Below are 15,735 nucleotides of genomic sequence, written 5' to 3'. Positions count from 1 at the left end.
GCGAAAGGGCTGCGTAGCGGCCCCGGATATGTGCGGTGACGCTGAAATCGAGGGGCCGCTGCGCGCCCCTTTCGCGACGCAAGGCCGCTCCTACTACGACCGCAGGGCCACTGGGCCGGCATTGGCCTCCACGGCTTGCTTGAGCGCTGGGCACAACCCCAGCATGAATGCCGCTTCCGCCACCACAAACAGGGGCCCGATGATCAGCCCACTGATATCGTCGACGAACGCCGGCTTGCGGCCTTCGTAATAGTGGCCGACGAACTGGATGATCCAGCCCACCACGAATGCCCCCAGCCCCGCACCGAGCCACAGCCCGGTGCTTTGTACCGCCAGTACCTGGCCAAGCCACAGGCACAGACCCAGCAGCAGCCCCATGACCAGCCCGAAGCGCAGGTCCAGGCGCAGGTAGAACCACACCGAAGCCGCCGCCGCCAGCAGGGCAGGGGATAGCCAGATACCGGCAACGTCCCAGCCTGGGCGCGACAGCAGGATGGACACGGCCAGCACGATCAGTGGGATGCCAAGGAAATGGGTGGCGATGTTGCGTGGGTCGCGGTGGTAGTTGGCGTATTGGCTCAGGTGTTCGACGAGGTTTTTCATTGTTGTGCCTCCCTGGTTGGCCGGTACAGGCCCCCATATAGCTCAGGATAGCCCGCACGCACCATCTTCATCAGTTCAGCGAATGGCGGCACTGCGTAGGTGCGCATCCAGCCCCACCAGCGTCTCGATCATGGCCCGCGTCGCCGGCGACAAGCGATAGCCGCTGCGGCTGACCGGGCCCCCGCCAGGTGCTCGGTCTGCAGGTGTGGGGTGAAGTCGCTGCGCCCGCGATGCCTTCAAGAATGGTTTGTTTCGTTAGTTATTCTTTTGGGTTATTTAAACCCTCGTCACGGGTTTGACCGCGACGAGGGTGGCCAGATCACAGCAGATTCAACGGGTAACTCACTATCAGCCGGTTCTCATCGAAGGCATTGGTGCTGAAATCCCGGCGCATGGTGGAGTTGCGCCATTTCACCGACAGGTCCTTGAACGACCCCGACTGCACCACGTAGGCCAGTTCGGTCTCACGTGCCCATTCCTTGCCATCGTCGACGCCACCCGCCGTCACGTTGTCACCCTTGATATAGCGGTTCATCAAGGTCAGCCCCGGTACCCCGACGGTGGCGAAGTTGAAGTCATGGCGCACCTGCCAGGAACGCTCCTTGGCATTGTCGAAGCTGGCGTTGTAGCTGTCGTTGGCCAAGGTGCCGCCGCTGGTGCCGTTGACCCGCAGCCAGGCGTCATCGCCACTGACCTTTTGCAGGCCGACGTAGAAGGTATGGCCCTGGTAGCGTGCCGAAAGCAGTGCCGAGGCCGTGCGGTTATCCAGTTCCCCGGCGCGCTCGGCGCCGTCTTCCTTGCCGATGAAGTAGCCGAGGTTGGCGCCCAGGGTCCAGTCGCCCAGTGGCTGGCTGTGTACCAGGTTGAGGTACTGCTGGCGGTAGATGTCCTTGAGCTGGGCATCCCACAGGCCAATCATCGTGCGCTTGTCGTTGAAGGTGTATTCACCACCGCCGAAGTTGAAGCGGTCCGAGGTGAAGGCTGCACGGCCATTGAGCGACATGTCTTCCATGCTGGCGTCGTTGCGCGGGCTGTTGCCGCGGAACTGGCCGGCATACAGGGTCAGGCCGTCGATTTCCTTGGAGGTGAGCTGGCCGCCGCGGAAGGTCTGTGGCAGCGAGCGGCCATCGTCCGAACGCAGGATCGGCAGCACTGGCATCCATTCGCCGACCTTCAGTTCGGTCTGCGAGAGCTTGGCTTTCAGGGCCACGCCCAGGCGGCCGAAATCGTCTGCGGGGCGGCCGTCATCGTGCACCGGCAACAGGTGGGTGTTGGTGGTGCCTCTGCCGCCATCGAGCTTGACCGAGTACATGCCCAACACATCCACGCCGAAACCCACAGTGCCCTGGGTGAAGCCGGAGCGGGCATCGAGGATGAAGCTCTGGGTCCATTCCTCGGCCTTGCTCTGGGGGTGGGCTGGGTCGACGAAGTTGCGGTTGATGTAGAAGTTGCGCAGGTTGAGGGTGGCCTTGGCGTCTTCCATGAAGCCGCCGTCCGCAGCAAACGCGGGGAGGGTGCAGGACATGGCCAACAGGCCGGGCAGCAGCTGGCGTGCGGTATGCGAAGTGCTCATCTGTCGTGGATCTCTTGTTTTTATGGGCGAGCCGTTGCGCTGCAGGATGCGGCCTGCAGGTGCGGGTCTTTGATGAACGTGGGCAACGTTGCGTGAGCGGATGGTGCGGGGAAGGGAAGGGGCGAGGCAATTCGTCGCAGACGGTATGGGGCGATAATCGAACGGAATGTTCCAGGTGGTTAATTGTTTGCCTGCCCAGGCAAGCGACAACAAAAAGCCCACCGCGAGGGTGGGCTTGATGTTGCTACCAGGGCATTCAGCCTTTCGGTGTTGCCACCGAAGCCTGCTGATTGGCCTGCCCGGTCTGCTCGTACCAGCCGCCGCCGAGCGCCTTGTACAGGTTGACCTCACTGGTCAGCTGCGACAGGCGATCACCGATCAGTGCCTGCTGGGCGCTGAACAGGTTACGTTGGGCGTCGAGGAAGGTCAGGTTGCTGTCGATACCGATACGGTAGCGACGCTCGGCCAGGCGGTAGTAGTCCTGGTTCGCCTGCACCAGGTCACGCTGGGCCTGCAACTGCTCTTCGAAGGTCTTGCGCGCCGCCAGGCCATCGGAGACTTCCTGGAAGGCGGTCTGGATGGTCTTCTCGTACTTGGCGACGTTGATGTCCTTCTGGATCTTCGAGTAGTCCAGGCTGGCCTTCAAGCTGCCGGCGTTGAAGATCGGCAGGTTGATCTGCGGCTGGAACAACCAGGTGCCCGAACCGCCTTTGAACAGGCCGTCCATGTCGGTACTCAAGGTGCCGGCGTTGGCGGTCAGGCTGATGCTCGGGAAGAACGCTGCACGGGCCGCGCCGATGTTGGCGTTGGCGGCCTTGAGCAGGTGCTCGGCTTCCTGGATGTCCGGGCGACGCTGAAGGATGTCCGACGGCAGGCCGGCCGGTACTTCGGCCAGCTGGTCGGCGTTCAGCTCCAGCGGCTGGGGCAGGTTGGCCGGTACGCCGGTACCCAGCAGCACAGTCAGGCTGTTGAGGTCCTGGGCAACCAGGCGCTGGTACTGCGAGTACTTGACCCGCGCGCCTTCCACGGCGGTGCGTGCCTGGCTGAGGTCGAGCGCCGAGGCGACACCGACTTCATTGCTGCGACGGGTCAGGTTGTAGCTTTCCTGGTAGGTCTTCAGGGTGTCTTCGGTCAGCTTGAACAGCGCCTGATCCGCCTGCCAGGTGTAGTAGGCGTTGGCCACGCTGGCCACCAGGGCGATCTGCGTGGAGCGCCGTGCCTGTTCACTGGACAGGTAGGTTTCCAGCGCTTGCTCGCTCAGGCTGCGCACACGGCCGAACAGGTCCAGCTCATAGGCACTGACGCCGAGAGTGGCCGAGTACTGGCTGGTGATACCGGCTTGGCCGGTCTGCGACATGTCTGCCGGTACCCGCTGGCGGCTGCCGCTGCCAGTGGCCGAAACCGCCGGGAACAGGTCGGCCCGCTGGATGCGGTACTGCGCGCGGTAGGCGTCGATGTTCAGCGCCGCGACACGCAGGTCGCGGTTGTTCACCAGCGAGGTCTGAATCAGCTGCTGCAGCGCCGGGTCGTGGAAGAACTGGCGCCAGCCCTGTTCGGCGGCGGCAACGTCTGCCGATTGGGTCGGCGAATACGCAGGGCCTTGCGGCCACTGCGCTGCCACCGGCGCTTCCGGGGTCTGGTAATCAGGGATCAGCGAGCAACCGCCAAGAATGAAAGCGGTTACCGCCAGGGACAACAAAGACTTGGTCATTGCCCAGCCTCATAACGTGGAGTTTCAGGGGTGTCGTCTTTTTTCGGCTCTTTGCTGCCGAACATCGACGACACTGCGACGAAGAATAGCGGTACCCAGAAGATTGCCAACACGGTCGCACTGATCATGCCGCCGATCACGCCGGTGCCGATCGCATGCTGGCTGCCGGCGCCTGCGCCGCTGGCGATGGTCAACGGTACCACGCCGAGGATGAACGCCAGCGAGGTCATGATGATCGGGCGCAGACGCATGCGGCACGCCTCGATCGCAGCGTCGTACAGGCTGCGGCCCTGCTCGTGCAGCTCTTTGGCGAACTCGACGATCAGGATCGCGTTCTTCGCCGCCAGGCCGATGGTGGTCAACAGGCCGACCAGGAAGTACACGTCGTTGGACAAACCGCGCAGGCTGGCGGCGATCAGGGCACCGATGATACCCAGCGGTACCACCAGCACGACGGCGATCGGGATCGACCAGCTTTCGTACAGCGCTGCCAGGCACAGGAACACGAACAGAATCGAGAGGGCGAACAGTGCCGGCATCTGCGAGCCGGAGAGTTTTTCCTCGTAGGACATGCCCGTCCAGGAGAAGCCGATACCGTCCGGCAGCTCGCCAGCGATGCGTTCCACTTCAGCCATGGCCTCACCGGTACTGTAGCCCGGCGCTGGCGCACCAAGGATTTCCATCGCCTCGACGCCGTTGTAACGGGACAGCTTCGGCGAGCCGTAGGTCCATTCGCCCTTGGCGAAGGAAGAGAACGGCACCATCTCGCCCTTACCGTTGCGTACGTACCACTTCTGCAGGTCTTCCGGGCTCATCCGGGCATTGGGTTCACCCTGGATGTACACCTTCTTGACCCGGCCACGGTCGATGAAGTCGTTGACGTAGCTGGCACCCAAGGCAATCGACAGGGTGTTGTTGATGTCGGCGATGGTCACGCCCAGGGCGCTGGCACGTTCGTCATCAATGGTCAGCTGGTACTGCGGTTCATCGTTCAGGCCGTTAGGGCGCACGGCACTGAGTATCTTGCTCTGTGCAGCCTTGGCCAGGAACTGGTTGCGTGCTTCCATGAGTTTTGCATGGCCGACACCGCCGCGGTCCTGGAGGAACACGTCGAAGCCGGTGGCGTTACCCAGTTCGAGTACCGCAGGCGGGGCGAAGGCGAACACCATCGCATCGCGGAAGGTGAAGAAGTGCTGCTGCGCACGCTGGGCCAGGGCGAACACACTGTTCTCCTGGGAGCGCTCGCCCCACGGCTTGAGCATGATGAACGCCATGCCCGAGCTTTGGCCGCGGCCGGCAAAGTTGAAGCCGTTGACGGTGAACACCGACGAAACGGTATCGGCTTCGTCCTTGAGCAGGTACTCGCGCATCTGGTCGACCACCACTTGGGTGCGTTCGGCACTGGAGCCTGCCGGGGTCTGCACCTGGGCAAACAACACGCCTTGGTCTTCTTCAGGCAGGAACGCCGTCGGGATGCGGGTGAACAGCCAGATCATGCCAACCACGATCAGTGCGTAGCCCAGCAGGAAGGGCACCTTGTTGCGCAGGATGGTGCCCACGCTGCGCTCGTAGCCGTTTACGCTGCGGTCGAAGTTGCGGTTGAACCAGCCGAAGAAACCACCTTTGGCGGTGTGGTGCTCGCCCTTCTTCAGCGGCTTGAGCATGGTTGCGCACAGTGCCGGGGTGAAGATCAGTGCCACCAGCACCGACAGGCCCATGGCCGAGACGATGGTGATGGAGAACTGGCGGTAGATCACACCGGTAGAGCCGCCGAAGAAGGCCATGGGCAGCAATACCGCCGACAGCACCAGGGCGATACCCACCAATGCACCCTGGATCTGCTCCATGGAACGCTTGGTGGCTTCCTTGGGTGGCAAACCCTCCTCGGACATCACCCGCTCGACGTTCTCCACCACGACGATGGCGTCGTCCACCAGCAAGCCGATGGCCAGGACCATGGCGAACATGGTCAGGGTGTTGATGCTGAAGCCCGCAGCGGCAAGGATGCCGAAGGTACCCAGCAACACCACCGGTACGGTCATGGTGGTGATGATGGTAGCGCGGAAGTTCTGCAGGAACAGGTACATCACCAGGAACACCAGGACCACGGCTTCGATCAGGGTGTGGATCACCCCACTGATCGATTCGGTGACCACTGGCGTGGTGTCATACGGGAACACGGCCTTCACGCCCGGCGGGAAGAACGGCTCGAGGTCGCTGATGGTCTGGCGCAGCGCCTTGGCAGTGTCCAGGGCGTTGGCGCCGGTGGCCAGCTTGACCGCCAGGCCCGAAGCCGGTTTGCCGTTGAACTGGGCACTGACCGCGTAGTTCTCGCCGCCCAGGCCAACCTCGGCGACATCACCCAGGCGTACCTGGGAACCGTCGTTGTTGACCTTGAGCAGGATCTTTTCGAACTGCTCGGCGGTCTGCAGACGGGTTTTGCCGATGATGGTGGCGTTCAGCTGGGTACCCGGCAGGGCAGGCAAGCCGCCGAGCTGGCCGGACGATACCTGCACGTTCTGCGCAGCGACCGCAGTCTTCACGTCGACCGGGGTCAGCTGGAACTTGTTCAGCTTGGCCGGATCGAGCCAGATACGCATGGCGTACTGGGCACCGAATACCTGGAAGTCACCCACGCCGGCGGTCCGCGAAACCGGGTCCTGCATGTTCGAGACGATGTAGTTGGCCAAGTCGTCCTTGGTCATGCTGCCATCTTCGGACACCAGGCCGATCACCAACAGGAAGTTCTTCACTGCCTTGGTGACACGGATACCCTGTTGCTGCACTTCCTGCGGCAACAGCGGTGTGGCCAGGTTCAGCTTGTTCTGAACCTGAACCTGCGCGGTGTCGGCGTTGGTGCCTTGCTCGAAGGTGGCGGTGATGGTCATGCTGCCGTCGGAGTTACTTTCCGAAGACACATAACGCAGGTTGTCGATACCGTTGAGCTGCTGCTCGATGACCTGCACCACGGTGTCCTGCACCGTCTGCGCCGAGGCGCCCGGGTAGGTCACGGCGATGGCGATGGCCGGTGGCGCGATGCTTGGGTACTGGTTGATCGGCAACTTCAGGATCGACAGGGCCCCGACCAGCATGATCACCAAGGCGATCACCCAGGCGAAGATCGGGCGATCGATAAAGAACTTCGACATGGTTTACTCCGCTTTGGCGTCTGCTTTCGCCGCGTTGGCCTGATCAGGGCTGGCCGGCTTGTTGACGTTGGTGGCTTCGCTGACCTTGACCTCGACGCCCGGACGCACGTATTGCAGCCCTTCGGTGATCAGGCGATCGCCCGGGTTCAGGCCTTCCTCGATCAGCCAGTCACTGCCCAGGGTACGGCTGGCCTTGAGCTGGCGCAGTTCGACCTTGTTTTCCTGGTTGACCACCAGTGCGGTTGGCGCGCCCTTGAGGTCGCGGGTCACGCCCTGCTGTGGGGCCAGGATGGCGTTGGCGTTGACCCCGGCGCGCAGGCGGGCATGCACGAACATGCCTGGCAGCAGGGTGTGGTCGGGGTTCGGGAAGATCGCACGCAGGGTCACCGAGCCTGTGGTCTCGTCGACCGAGACTTCGGAGAACTCCAGGCGGCCTTGCTGCTTGAACAGGCTGCCGTCTTCGAGCACCAGTTGCACCGAGGCGGCGTTTTCGCCGGCCTTTTGCAACTGGCCGCTTTCCAGGTCACGGCGCAGCTTGAGCAGCTCGGCGGTGGACTGGGTGACGTCGACGTAGACCGGGTCGAGTTGCTGGATGGTGGCCATGGCGTTGGTCTGACCATTGCTCACCAGCGCGCCTTCGGTAAACGCGGAACGGCCGATGCGGCCGCTGATCGGTGCCAGGACTTTGGTGTAGCGCAGGTCGATCTGGGCACTCTTGAGTGCAGCCTCTGCCTGCAATCGTTTGGCATTGGCGTCGTCGTATTCCTGCTTGGACACAGCCTGTTCATCGATCAGCTGCTTGTAGCGCTCGGCCAGCGAGCGGGTGGCCTGCAGGTTGGCCTGGGCATTGGCCAGGTTGGCCTCGTAGACGGCAGGGTCGATCTGGTACAGCTGCTGGCCTTCCTTGACGTCGCTGCCTTCCTTGAAGAGGCGCTTGAGAATGATGCCATTGACCTGTGGTCGCACTTCGGCAACCCGGTAGGCACTGGTGCGCCCCGGCAATTCCGAGGTCAGGGTGAAGGCTTGCGGCTGAATGGTCACGACGCCGACCTGAGGAGCCTGCGCGGCAGGCGCTGCTTCTTCTTTCTTGCAGCCACTGAGCAGAGTTGCCAGGGCGACGGCGGAAACCAGAGCGGTAACGGCTGGCTTGAATTGCATGAGGATCCTCGGGGCGCTGGAGCAGGAGACGCTCAAGAGTAATGGAAGAGTCTGATCGGAAAAATGCTATCCGGTGGATAAATAGCTTGCTAAGGAATATACTTACATTCATGGTTGTTTGTAAATACCGCTGCGCAGTACTTGGTGACTGCAGCAGCCCTTGATTAGCCCATTCGGGAGACGCCCTGCAGAGGCGACCCCGGCGGTTCCCCCGAGCACGCCGCGTGCTCGGGCCCAGATGAGGTTGTACTGCCATGGTCCGTAGAACCAAAGAAGAAGCCCAGGAAACCCGCGCCCAGATCATCGAGGCAGCGGAAAAGGCCTTCTACAAGCGCGGGGTTGCGCGAACCACCTTGGCCGACATCGCCGAACTGGCGGGCGTGACCCGAGGTGCGATCTACTGGCACTTCAACAACAAGGCCGAACTGGTGCAAGCGCTGCTCGACAGCCTGCATGAAGCCCATGACCACCTTGCACGCGCGAGCGAAAGCGAGGACGAACTGGACCCGCTGGGTTGCATGCGCAAGCTGCTGCTGCAAGTGTTCAACGAGCTGGTGCTCGATGCCCGAACCCGGCGTATCAATGAAATTCTGCATCACAAGTGCGAGTTCACCGATGACATGTGTGAAATTCGCCAGCAGCGCCAGAGCACGGTGCTGGATTGCCACAAGGGCATTGCCCTGGCGCTTGCCAATGCCGCGCGCCGGGGCCAGTTGCCTGTCGAGCTGGATGTCGAGCGCGCGGCGGTGGCCATGTTTGCCTATGTCGATGGCCTGATCGGGCGCTGGTTATTGCTGCCGGACAGTTTCGACCTGCTGCGTGATGTCGAAAAATGGGTCGACACCGGGCTGGATATGCTGCGCTTGAGCCCAGCGCTGCGCAAATGACACTTTGTTAAGGATTGTGAGGGAGTGTTGCCCCATTGTATTAACGGGGCATTAAAGGCGGGGTCGCGTTGCGGCCCTGCTTTATTAGTGCCCGCGCAATTGCCGGTCCGGCAACGCCAGCGCCGCCACCAACCCCAGCAGTGCAACCACACCACTGCCCATCAACAAATGCTTGAACGTCTCCAATAACCTTGCCTGGGTCAGTGGGTCGGCCTCGCCTGCCTTCAGGCTGCCCAGCAAGGGGTTGCCCAGCAGCTCGAACCCACCCTGGTGCAGCAACGCCAGCAGCAGGCTGGACATGCACGCCACCCCCATGGCCCCCCCAAGCGAGCGGAACAGGTTGGTGGTGCTGGTGGCCACGCCAATGTCCTTGCTGGCCACCGCGCTTTGCGTGCCCACCAGCGACGTCGGAAACTGCAGCCCGCAGGCAATGCCGGTCAGCAACATGAACACGGCGCTGAGCAGCGCCGACTGCGGCGGTGTCATGGCCATGGCGAAGATGGCCACCGGCATCAGCAGCGCGCCGGTGAGTATCTGCGGTTTGTAGCGCCCGGTGAGGCTGGTCATGCGGCCGCCGGTGAAGGCCCCCATCGGCAGGCCCATGGCCAGTGGCAGCAGGTGCAATGCCGCGCTGTCGGCACCTGCACCGGTGATGCCCTGGTAGCGCAAGGGCATGAGCATGGTCAGGGAAATCGACTGGAAACTGGCGAAAAATATCACCCCCCAGCACAGCACGGCGACGCGGTTGCCGAACAGGTCGAGGGGCAGCAGCGGCTCCGGGCAGCGCCGTTCATGGCCAATGAAAAGCGCCAGGCCAAGCACCGCGCAGGCGAACAGCGCCAGTACGGATGGCGCTGCCCAGGCGTGGCCCTGGCCGACCAGGGTAATGCCCAGCAGCAGGCTACCCAGGCCAACAATCAGCAACACGGCGCCGAGGTAATCGACCTGCGCCTCGCGGCGCTTGACCGGCATGTCGCGCAGTGCCCGATGGATCGCCCACAACGCGACCATTCCCAGTGGCAGGTTGATCCAGAACACCCAGCGCCAGGACAGGTACTCGGTCAGCCAGCCGCCGAGCACCGGCCCGGCGACGCTGGCCACTGCGTACATGCTGCTGAAATAGCCCTGGTAACGGCCACGTTCGCGCGGTGGCACGAAGTCGCCGATGATCGCCTGGCTGACCGACACCATGCCCCCTGCACCGACCCCTTGCAGCACGCGGGCCAGCACCAGTTGCTGCATGTCCTGGGCGAGGGCGCAGGCAATCGACGCCAGGGTGAACAGCGTGATGCCGGTAAGTATCATGCGCCGCCGGCCATACAGGTCACCGAGTTTGCCGTAGATCGGCACCGCCACCGTCATCGCTACCATGTACCCGGAGATCACCCAGGCCAGCAGGCCGACATCGTTGAATTGTGCGGAAATGGCCGGCAGCGAGACGGCGACAATGGTCTGGTCCAACGCGCCGAGGAAGATGGCCAGCATCAGAGCGGTGAGCACGTTGCGCAAGACGGTCGGGGGCAGGGCGGCAGTCACGAAATTACCTTAGGCATGGCAATGAGGCCGATGAAGTGTAACCTGACTTAGGTAGCTTCCTATGTACTATCTGCATCCCCTATGCAAGATCGGCATTGGCGCATTCATCCAGTGAGGCATGGCCGCGTGATATCGTGGCTGGACCGCAGGGGCTGTGATCCGTGGCCTGCACCAGCTTGGTGCAGCTAATTGCCGCAGGGTTTTCGTGTCGCTGTATCCCATACCTTTTATTCCTCTGCCTGCATGTCGAGCATGACCGCCCGGATGGCGACGGTTGGAACAGGTCAGGTAGACCCGATTCAGGGGTTGGTAGCAACCGTTCAATTTCACGTTATTGCGGAGTGATCATGCCCAGGGCTTCCCACCAAGATTTGCGTTTTGCCTTCCGCGAGCTGCTCGCTTCAGGTTCCTGTTACCACACAGCGTCCGTGTTCGACCCGATGTCGGCGCGCATTGCCGCTGACCTGGGTTTCGAAGTCGGTATTCTTGGTGGTTCGGTGGCTTCGCTGCAGGTGCTGGCCGCACCGGATTTTGCCTTGATCACGCTCAGCGAGTTCGTCGAACAGGCCACACGCATTGGCCGTGTGGCGCAACTGCCGGTGCTGGCCGATGCCGACCACGGCTACGGCAACGCGCTGAATGTCATGCGCACGGTCATCGAACTGGAGCGTGCCGGCGTTGCGGCACTGACCATCGAAGATACGCTGCTACCGGCCCAGTTCGGGCGCAAGTCCACCGATTTGATTCCAGTCGATGAAGGCGTCGGCAAGATTCGCGCGGCGCTTGAAGCACGGGTCGATTCGTCGCTGTCGATCATCGCCCGCACCAACGCCGGCGTGCTGAGCACCGAAGAAATCATTGTGCGCACCCAGAGCTATCAGAAAGCCGGTGCCGACGGGATCTGCATGGTGGGGGTGAAGGATTTCGAGCAGCTCGAGCAGATTGCCGAGCACCTGACCGTGCCGTTGATGCTGGTGACCTACGCCAACCCCAACCTGCGTGATGACGAACGCCTGGCACGCCTGGGCGTGCGCATCGTGGTCGATGGCCATGCGGCGTACTTTGCTGCCATCAAGGCCACCTACGACTGCCTGCGCCTGCAGCGCGGCCAGCAGAACAGGTCCGAGAACCTCAACGCCACCGAACTCTCGCACACCTACACCCAGCCCGAGGATTACATCCGCTGGGCCAAGGAATACATGAGCGTCGAGGAGTGACCGGCAGGGCGCCGTCAGCTCAACGGACGGCGCTCAAGGTTGCGCTTTGCGGCACGCAGTGCGCGTGCTGACAATTGGCTGCCGAGCCGGGTTGGTCGCGGAGCAGTTCGACCCGCCAGCAGGCTGAGCCGTAAAGCCCGGCAACGGCAAACAGCGCCATCACCACTGCGAACCTTCTTGTCTTGATGCCCATGGTGCTCACCTCCTGTTACCGCGCCAGGTGATACCGGTAAGCGTAGGCCAATTCGCGGCGCCATGGGCTTACATCAGGTGCTTGTCCCATTCCGGCTCGTCCCGGAACCGCTGTGCGAGAAAGTCCAGCATGCTGCGCAAGGTCGCCGGCATGTGCTTGCGCGAGGTATACACCGCATTCAGGTTGAGCTCGCGCGGCCGTGCCTCGGGTAGCAAGCGCACCAGTGCGCCCGTGCGCAGCGCAGCGGCAGCCTGGTAGGTTGGCAGCATGGCAATGCCCGCACCGGCCAGTGCCGCCTTTTGCAACGTCATGGCCTCATTGGCACTGATGTTGCCCTCGACCGGGACGGCAATGGCGTGGCCCTGCACCTCGAAATGCCAGAGGCTGTGGCCGAAGTATGCATGGGTCAGGCAATTGTGCCCGCTCAGTTCCTCAACCCGCTGCGGCGTCCCATGTTCGTGCAGGTAGCCCGGTGCCGCGCACACCACCGAGCGGCACACGGTCAGGCGCCGGGCGATCAGGTTCGGGTCCAGATCGTTGCTGGTGCGGATGGCCAGGTCGATGCGCTCATCCACCAGGTTGACCGTGCGATCGAGCATCTGCAGTTCAACATTCACCCCGGGATAGCGCCGAACATACGCGGCCACGGCATCCACCAGTTGCGCCTGGCCGAATGACGTACTGACGCTGATGCGCAGCGCGCCGCGGGGCGCGTCGTCCGGTTGGCGTACGGCAACCTGCAGGTCGCCGGCAAGTTCCAGCAGTTGGCGGCAGCGGGGCAGTGTCTCCTGGCCAGCGGCGGTCAGGCTCAGCTTGCGCGTGGTGCGCTGCATCAGCCGCGCCCCGACCCACTCCTCGAGTTCTGCCAGGTAGCGTGAAACCACTGGCCGCGACAGCTGCAGGTGATCCGCTGCCGCAGACTGGCTGCCCAGGTCGACAACAGTGACAAAAACGCGCATGGCGTTGAGACGGTCCATGATTTGCCCGATTTTAGAAACAAACTATGTTCGAGCATCGCATTTTTTGTCATGGATTTGGCAACTAAGCTGTTGACCATTCTTCTACAGACGGACCGTTGCGATGTCGCTATTCACTCCCTTGCGTGGCCTGTTATTGGCCTGTGTTGCGTTGACCGGCCCGGCCCTGGCTGCCGAGCCGTTGCAGTTGGACGTCTACAACCCTGGGCACGAGGCCATTTTCCCGGTCAGTTCGGTGATTGTCAGCGGCGCCCACGATGCCATCCTGGTCGACGCCCAGTTCGGCAAGGCGCAGGCTGAACAGGTGGTCGAGCGCTTGCGTGCCGGCGGCAAGCGGCTGACCACCATCTACATCAGCCATGGCGACCCGGACTACTACTTCGGCCTCGACACGCTGACCCAGGCGTTCCCCGCCGCCAAGGTGGTCGCCTCGGCGCCCACGGTTGCGCACATTCGCCAGACCATGGACGCAAAGCTGGCTTACTGGGGCCCGCAAATGGGCGCGGACAAACCGGCGCGGCTGGTCGTGCCACAGGTCCTCGCGGGCGATCGCCTGACCCTGGAAGGCCAGACGCTCGAGGTGGTCGGCCTGGACGGGCCGCAGCCTGATCGCAGTTTTGTCTGGATTCCGTCGATCAAGGCAGTCGTCGGCGGCGTGGTGGTTGCGGAGCATATCCACGTGTGGATGGCCGATACCCAGTCGGCCCAGTCGCATGCCGACTGGCTGGGCACGCTCAAGCACATCGAGCAGCTGGCGCCGCGCACCGTGGTGCCTGGGCATTACTTGGGCCAGAGCAGCCGTTCGCTCGCCGCTGTGCGCTTCACGGCCAATTATGTTGAGGCGTTCGATGCCGAAGCCGCCAAGGCGAAAGATGCCGCTACGTTGATCGCGGCGATGAAAAAACGCTACCCGGGCCTGGCTGACGAGAGCTCGCTGGAGCTCGGTGCCAAGGTCGCCAAGGGCGAGATGAAGTGGTAATTCCGTTCAATTGATGGAGTGTTTCCCATGAGCAAGATCGCAATCATTGGTGCCACCGGCCGAGCCGGCAGCCAGTTGCTGGAAGAGGCCCTGCGCCGTGGCCACAGTGTCGTGGCCATTGCCCGCGACCCGTCGCGGCTGCAGGGGCGTGATGGGGTGACGGTCAAGGCGCTGGACGTCAAGGACAGTGTGGCGCTACAAGCGGCTGTCGCCGGTGTGGACGCGGTGTTGAGCGCTGCGCACTTTGCAACTCTCGACGCGCACGCGATCATCGAGCCGGTCAAGCGCGCTGGGGTCAGGCGCCTGCTGGTGGTGGGCGGGGCCGGCAGCCTGCTGCTGCCTTCCGGGCACAGGGTGATCGACAGCCCGGACTTCCCCGAGGCCTACAAAGCCGAGGCGAGTGCCGGCGTGCGCTTTCTCGAGGTGCTGCGCCAGGAGCAGAATCTGGACTGGACGTTCCTGTCGCCTTCGGCGGAGTTTGTCGAGGGCGAGCGGAGCGGGCACTACACGCTGGGCAAGGATCATCTGCTGATCGGTGCCGACGGCAAGAGCTGGATCACCTTTGCCGACTATGCGATTGCCATGCTCGATGAGCTGGAAAAGCCGGCGCATTCGCGGGCGCGGTTTACCGTCGGGTACTGAGCCGCAGCACGGCCTCGTGTAGGAGCGGCCTTGCGTCGCGAAAGGGTCGCGGAGCGGCCCCGGGTTTTCGGGTGCCAGCAAGAACGTAGGGGGCCGCTCCGCGACCCTTTCGCGACGCAAGGCCGCTCCTACAAGGGCTCGCGGTTGGCGCGCGCCTGCAGCCAGTCCATCAGCTCGACCAGGCCGGCGGGCAGGTGCTTGGCCTGGCTGACCAGGTAATAGCCTTTGCCAGTCGTCACCTTCAAGCCAAAAGGCATGCACAGCCGTCCGCCGTGCAGGTCATCGCCGATCAGCGACCAATCGCCAATGGCCACCCCGGTGCCCTGCGATGCCATGGCCATTGCCATGTCCAAGGTCTCGAAGTGCTGTTTCGGCCCTTGAGCAGCAAACGTCGCGCCAGCTGCCTGCAGCCATAGCCGCCAGTCGTGCTCGTCACGCGAGGGGTGCAGGAGCATGTGGCGCATCAGGTCGTCGATCTGCGCCAGCGGCAAGGCGCCTTCCAGCAGTGAAGGCGCGCAGACAGGTGTCAGCTGCTCGTCGAACAATTTGCGAACCTGCAGGCCATGGTTCGGCAGGCTGCCGTACACCACCGCCGCATCGAAGCCTTCGCGGCGGAAGTCCACGCCATGCTGCACCGTGGTGGTCAGTTCTACCGGTACGTCGGGGCGCAGCGCCTGCCATTCCATCAGGCGTGGCAGCAGCCAACGCATGACGCAGGTCGGCGCTTTGAGCTGCAAGGTGGCGCGATGCCCACCCACTTCACGCACGCCTTGTTCGACCAGTGCAAACACCTGCTGCACCCGCGGCAACCAGTCCTGGCCTTCACGCGTCAGGCTCAGGCCGCGGGCCTGGCGCTGGAACAGGGCGTAACCGAGGTGCGCTTCCAGTGCGCCGATCTGCCGGCTGACGGCGCCTTGAGTGATGTGCAACTGCTGCCCCGCACGGGTGAAGTTGCAGTGCTGGGCTGTGACCAGGAAGGTGTACAGGGCGGGCAGGGGCGGTAGCCGTTTCATTGCATTAAGCCATGACTTGGAGACATGGCTAGTATGTGTTTTTTTGCATTGTGGCGATAGCGTTGGCTTGGGTCCAATACGGGCAGATTCCAACAAG

At 63.0% G+C, this 15,735-nt stretch carries 13 protein-coding genes and 1 pseudogene; 4 read left to right on the top strand and 10 right to left on the bottom strand.

The window, feature by feature from the left end:
• Positions 1-93 precede the first annotated feature (93 nt).
• The 6 genes and pseudogenes from LOY26_RS21545 to ttgA form a co-directional block, all read right to left on the bottom strand.
• The gene (locus LOY26_RS21545) at positions 94-603 is read right to left on the bottom strand and encodes a DUF962 domain-containing protein (RefSeq protein WP_186663405.1); all 510 of its coding nucleotides are present in this window, start codon (positions 601-603) and stop codon (positions 94-96) included.
• Positions 604-678: 75 nt separating this feature from the next.
• Positions 679-783: pseudogene (locus tag LOY26_RS26930) on the bottom strand (LysR family transcriptional regulator); the annotation flags it as partial.
• A gap of 139 nt (positions 784-922) precedes the next feature.
• Positions 923-2,176 (bottom strand): OprD family porin, encoded by a 1,254-nt coding sequence (locus LOY26_RS21540; protein ID WP_033702756.1) that lies wholly within the window; start codon positions 2,174-2,176, stop codon positions 923-925.
• A gap of 256 nt (positions 2,177-2,432) precedes the next feature.
• Positions 2,433-3,887, bottom strand: a complete 1,455-nt coding sequence (locus LOY26_RS21535) for an AdeC/AdeK/OprM family multidrug efflux complex outer membrane factor (protein WP_033702755.1) — start codon at positions 3,885-3,887, stop codon at positions 2,433-2,435.
• Positions 3,884-7,036, bottom strand: a complete 3,153-nt coding sequence (gene ttgB, locus LOY26_RS21530) for a multidrug efflux RND transporter permease subunit TtgB (protein WP_095064212.1) — start codon at positions 7,034-7,036, stop codon at positions 3,884-3,886. The genes LOY26_RS21535 and ttgB overlap by 4 nt, the downstream gene beginning before the upstream one ends.
• A 3-nt stretch (positions 7,037-7,039) precedes the next feature.
• Positions 7,040-8,194 (bottom strand): toluene efflux RND transporter periplasmic adaptor subunit TtgA, encoded by a 1,155-nt coding sequence (gene ttgA / locus LOY26_RS21525; RefSeq protein ID WP_033702753.1) that lies wholly within the window; start codon positions 8,192-8,194, stop codon positions 7,040-7,042.
• Between the two features lie 254 nt (positions 8,195-8,448).
• On the opposite strand from ttgA, the gene ttgR reads away from it, so the two are divergent.
• Positions 8,449-9,081 (top strand): efflux transport transcriptional regulator TtgR, encoded by a 633-nt coding sequence (gene ttgR, locus LOY26_RS21520; RefSeq protein ID WP_033702752.1) that lies wholly within the window; start codon positions 8,449-8,451, stop codon positions 9,079-9,081.
• Positions 9,082-9,165: 84 nt separating this feature from the next.
• On the opposite strand, the gene LOY26_RS21515 is transcribed toward ttgR, so the two are convergent.
• Complete coding sequence (locus LOY26_RS21515; protein WP_186659607.1) at positions 9,166-10,617, bottom strand: MDR family MFS transporter; 1,452 nt, start codon at positions 10,615-10,617, stop codon at positions 9,166-9,168.
• A 347-nt stretch (positions 10,618-10,964) separates the two neighbouring features.
• On the opposite strand from LOY26_RS21515, the gene LOY26_RS21510 reads away from it, so the two are divergent.
• A complete protein-coding gene (locus LOY26_RS21510) occupies positions 10,965-11,834 on the top strand; it encodes an oxaloacetate decarboxylase (protein WP_033702750.1) in 870 nt (289 codons plus the stop codon).
• 19 nt (positions 11,835-11,853) lie between these two features.
• Here the strand turns inward: LOY26_RS21510 and LOY26_RS21505 are convergent, their stop codons facing one another.
• Positions 11,854-12,027, bottom strand: a complete 174-nt coding sequence (locus LOY26_RS21505) for a hypothetical protein (protein ID WP_186659605.1) — start codon at positions 12,025-12,027, stop codon at positions 11,854-11,856.
• 68 nt (positions 12,028-12,095) lie between these two features.
• Positions 12,096-13,004, bottom strand: coding sequence for a LysR family transcriptional regulator (locus LOY26_RS21500; RefSeq protein WP_258714075.1), 909 nt, complete (start codon positions 13,002-13,004; stop codon positions 12,096-12,098).
• Positions 13,005-13,107: 103 nt separating this feature from the next.
• Here LOY26_RS21500 and LOY26_RS21495 point away from each other — a divergent pair, with 103 nt between their 5' ends.
• Positions 13,108-13,983 carry an MBL fold metallo-hydrolase gene (locus LOY26_RS21495; RefSeq protein WP_258714074.1) on the top strand — a complete coding sequence of 292 codons (876 nt, stop codon included), beginning with the start codon at positions 13,108-13,110 and terminating at the stop codon, positions 13,981-13,983.
• A 27-nt stretch (positions 13,984-14,010) separates the two neighbouring features.
• Positions 14,011-14,625: an NAD(P)-dependent oxidoreductase gene (locus tag LOY26_RS21490; protein ID WP_186663412.1), complete on the top strand. Its 615-nt coding sequence runs from the start codon at positions 14,011-14,013 to the stop codon at positions 14,623-14,625.
• A 128-nt stretch (positions 14,626-14,753) separates the two neighbouring features.
• On the opposite strand, the gene LOY26_RS21485 is transcribed toward LOY26_RS21490, so the two are convergent.
• Positions 14,754-15,638, bottom strand: a complete 885-nt coding sequence (locus LOY26_RS21485) for a LysR substrate-binding domain-containing protein (RefSeq protein ID WP_186656539.1) — start codon at positions 15,636-15,638, stop codon at positions 14,754-14,756.
• Positions 15,639-15,735: the final 97 nt, after the last annotated feature.

The organism is Pseudomonas sp. B21-047, from assembly GCF_024748775.1.
Taxonomy (GTDB): Bacteria; Pseudomonadota; Gammaproteobacteria; order Pseudomonadales; family Pseudomonadaceae; genus Aquipseudomonas; species Aquipseudomonas capeferrum.
The sequence above is the reverse complement of the archived record's forward strand: the minus strand, read 5'-3'. Positions and strand labels throughout refer to the sequence as shown.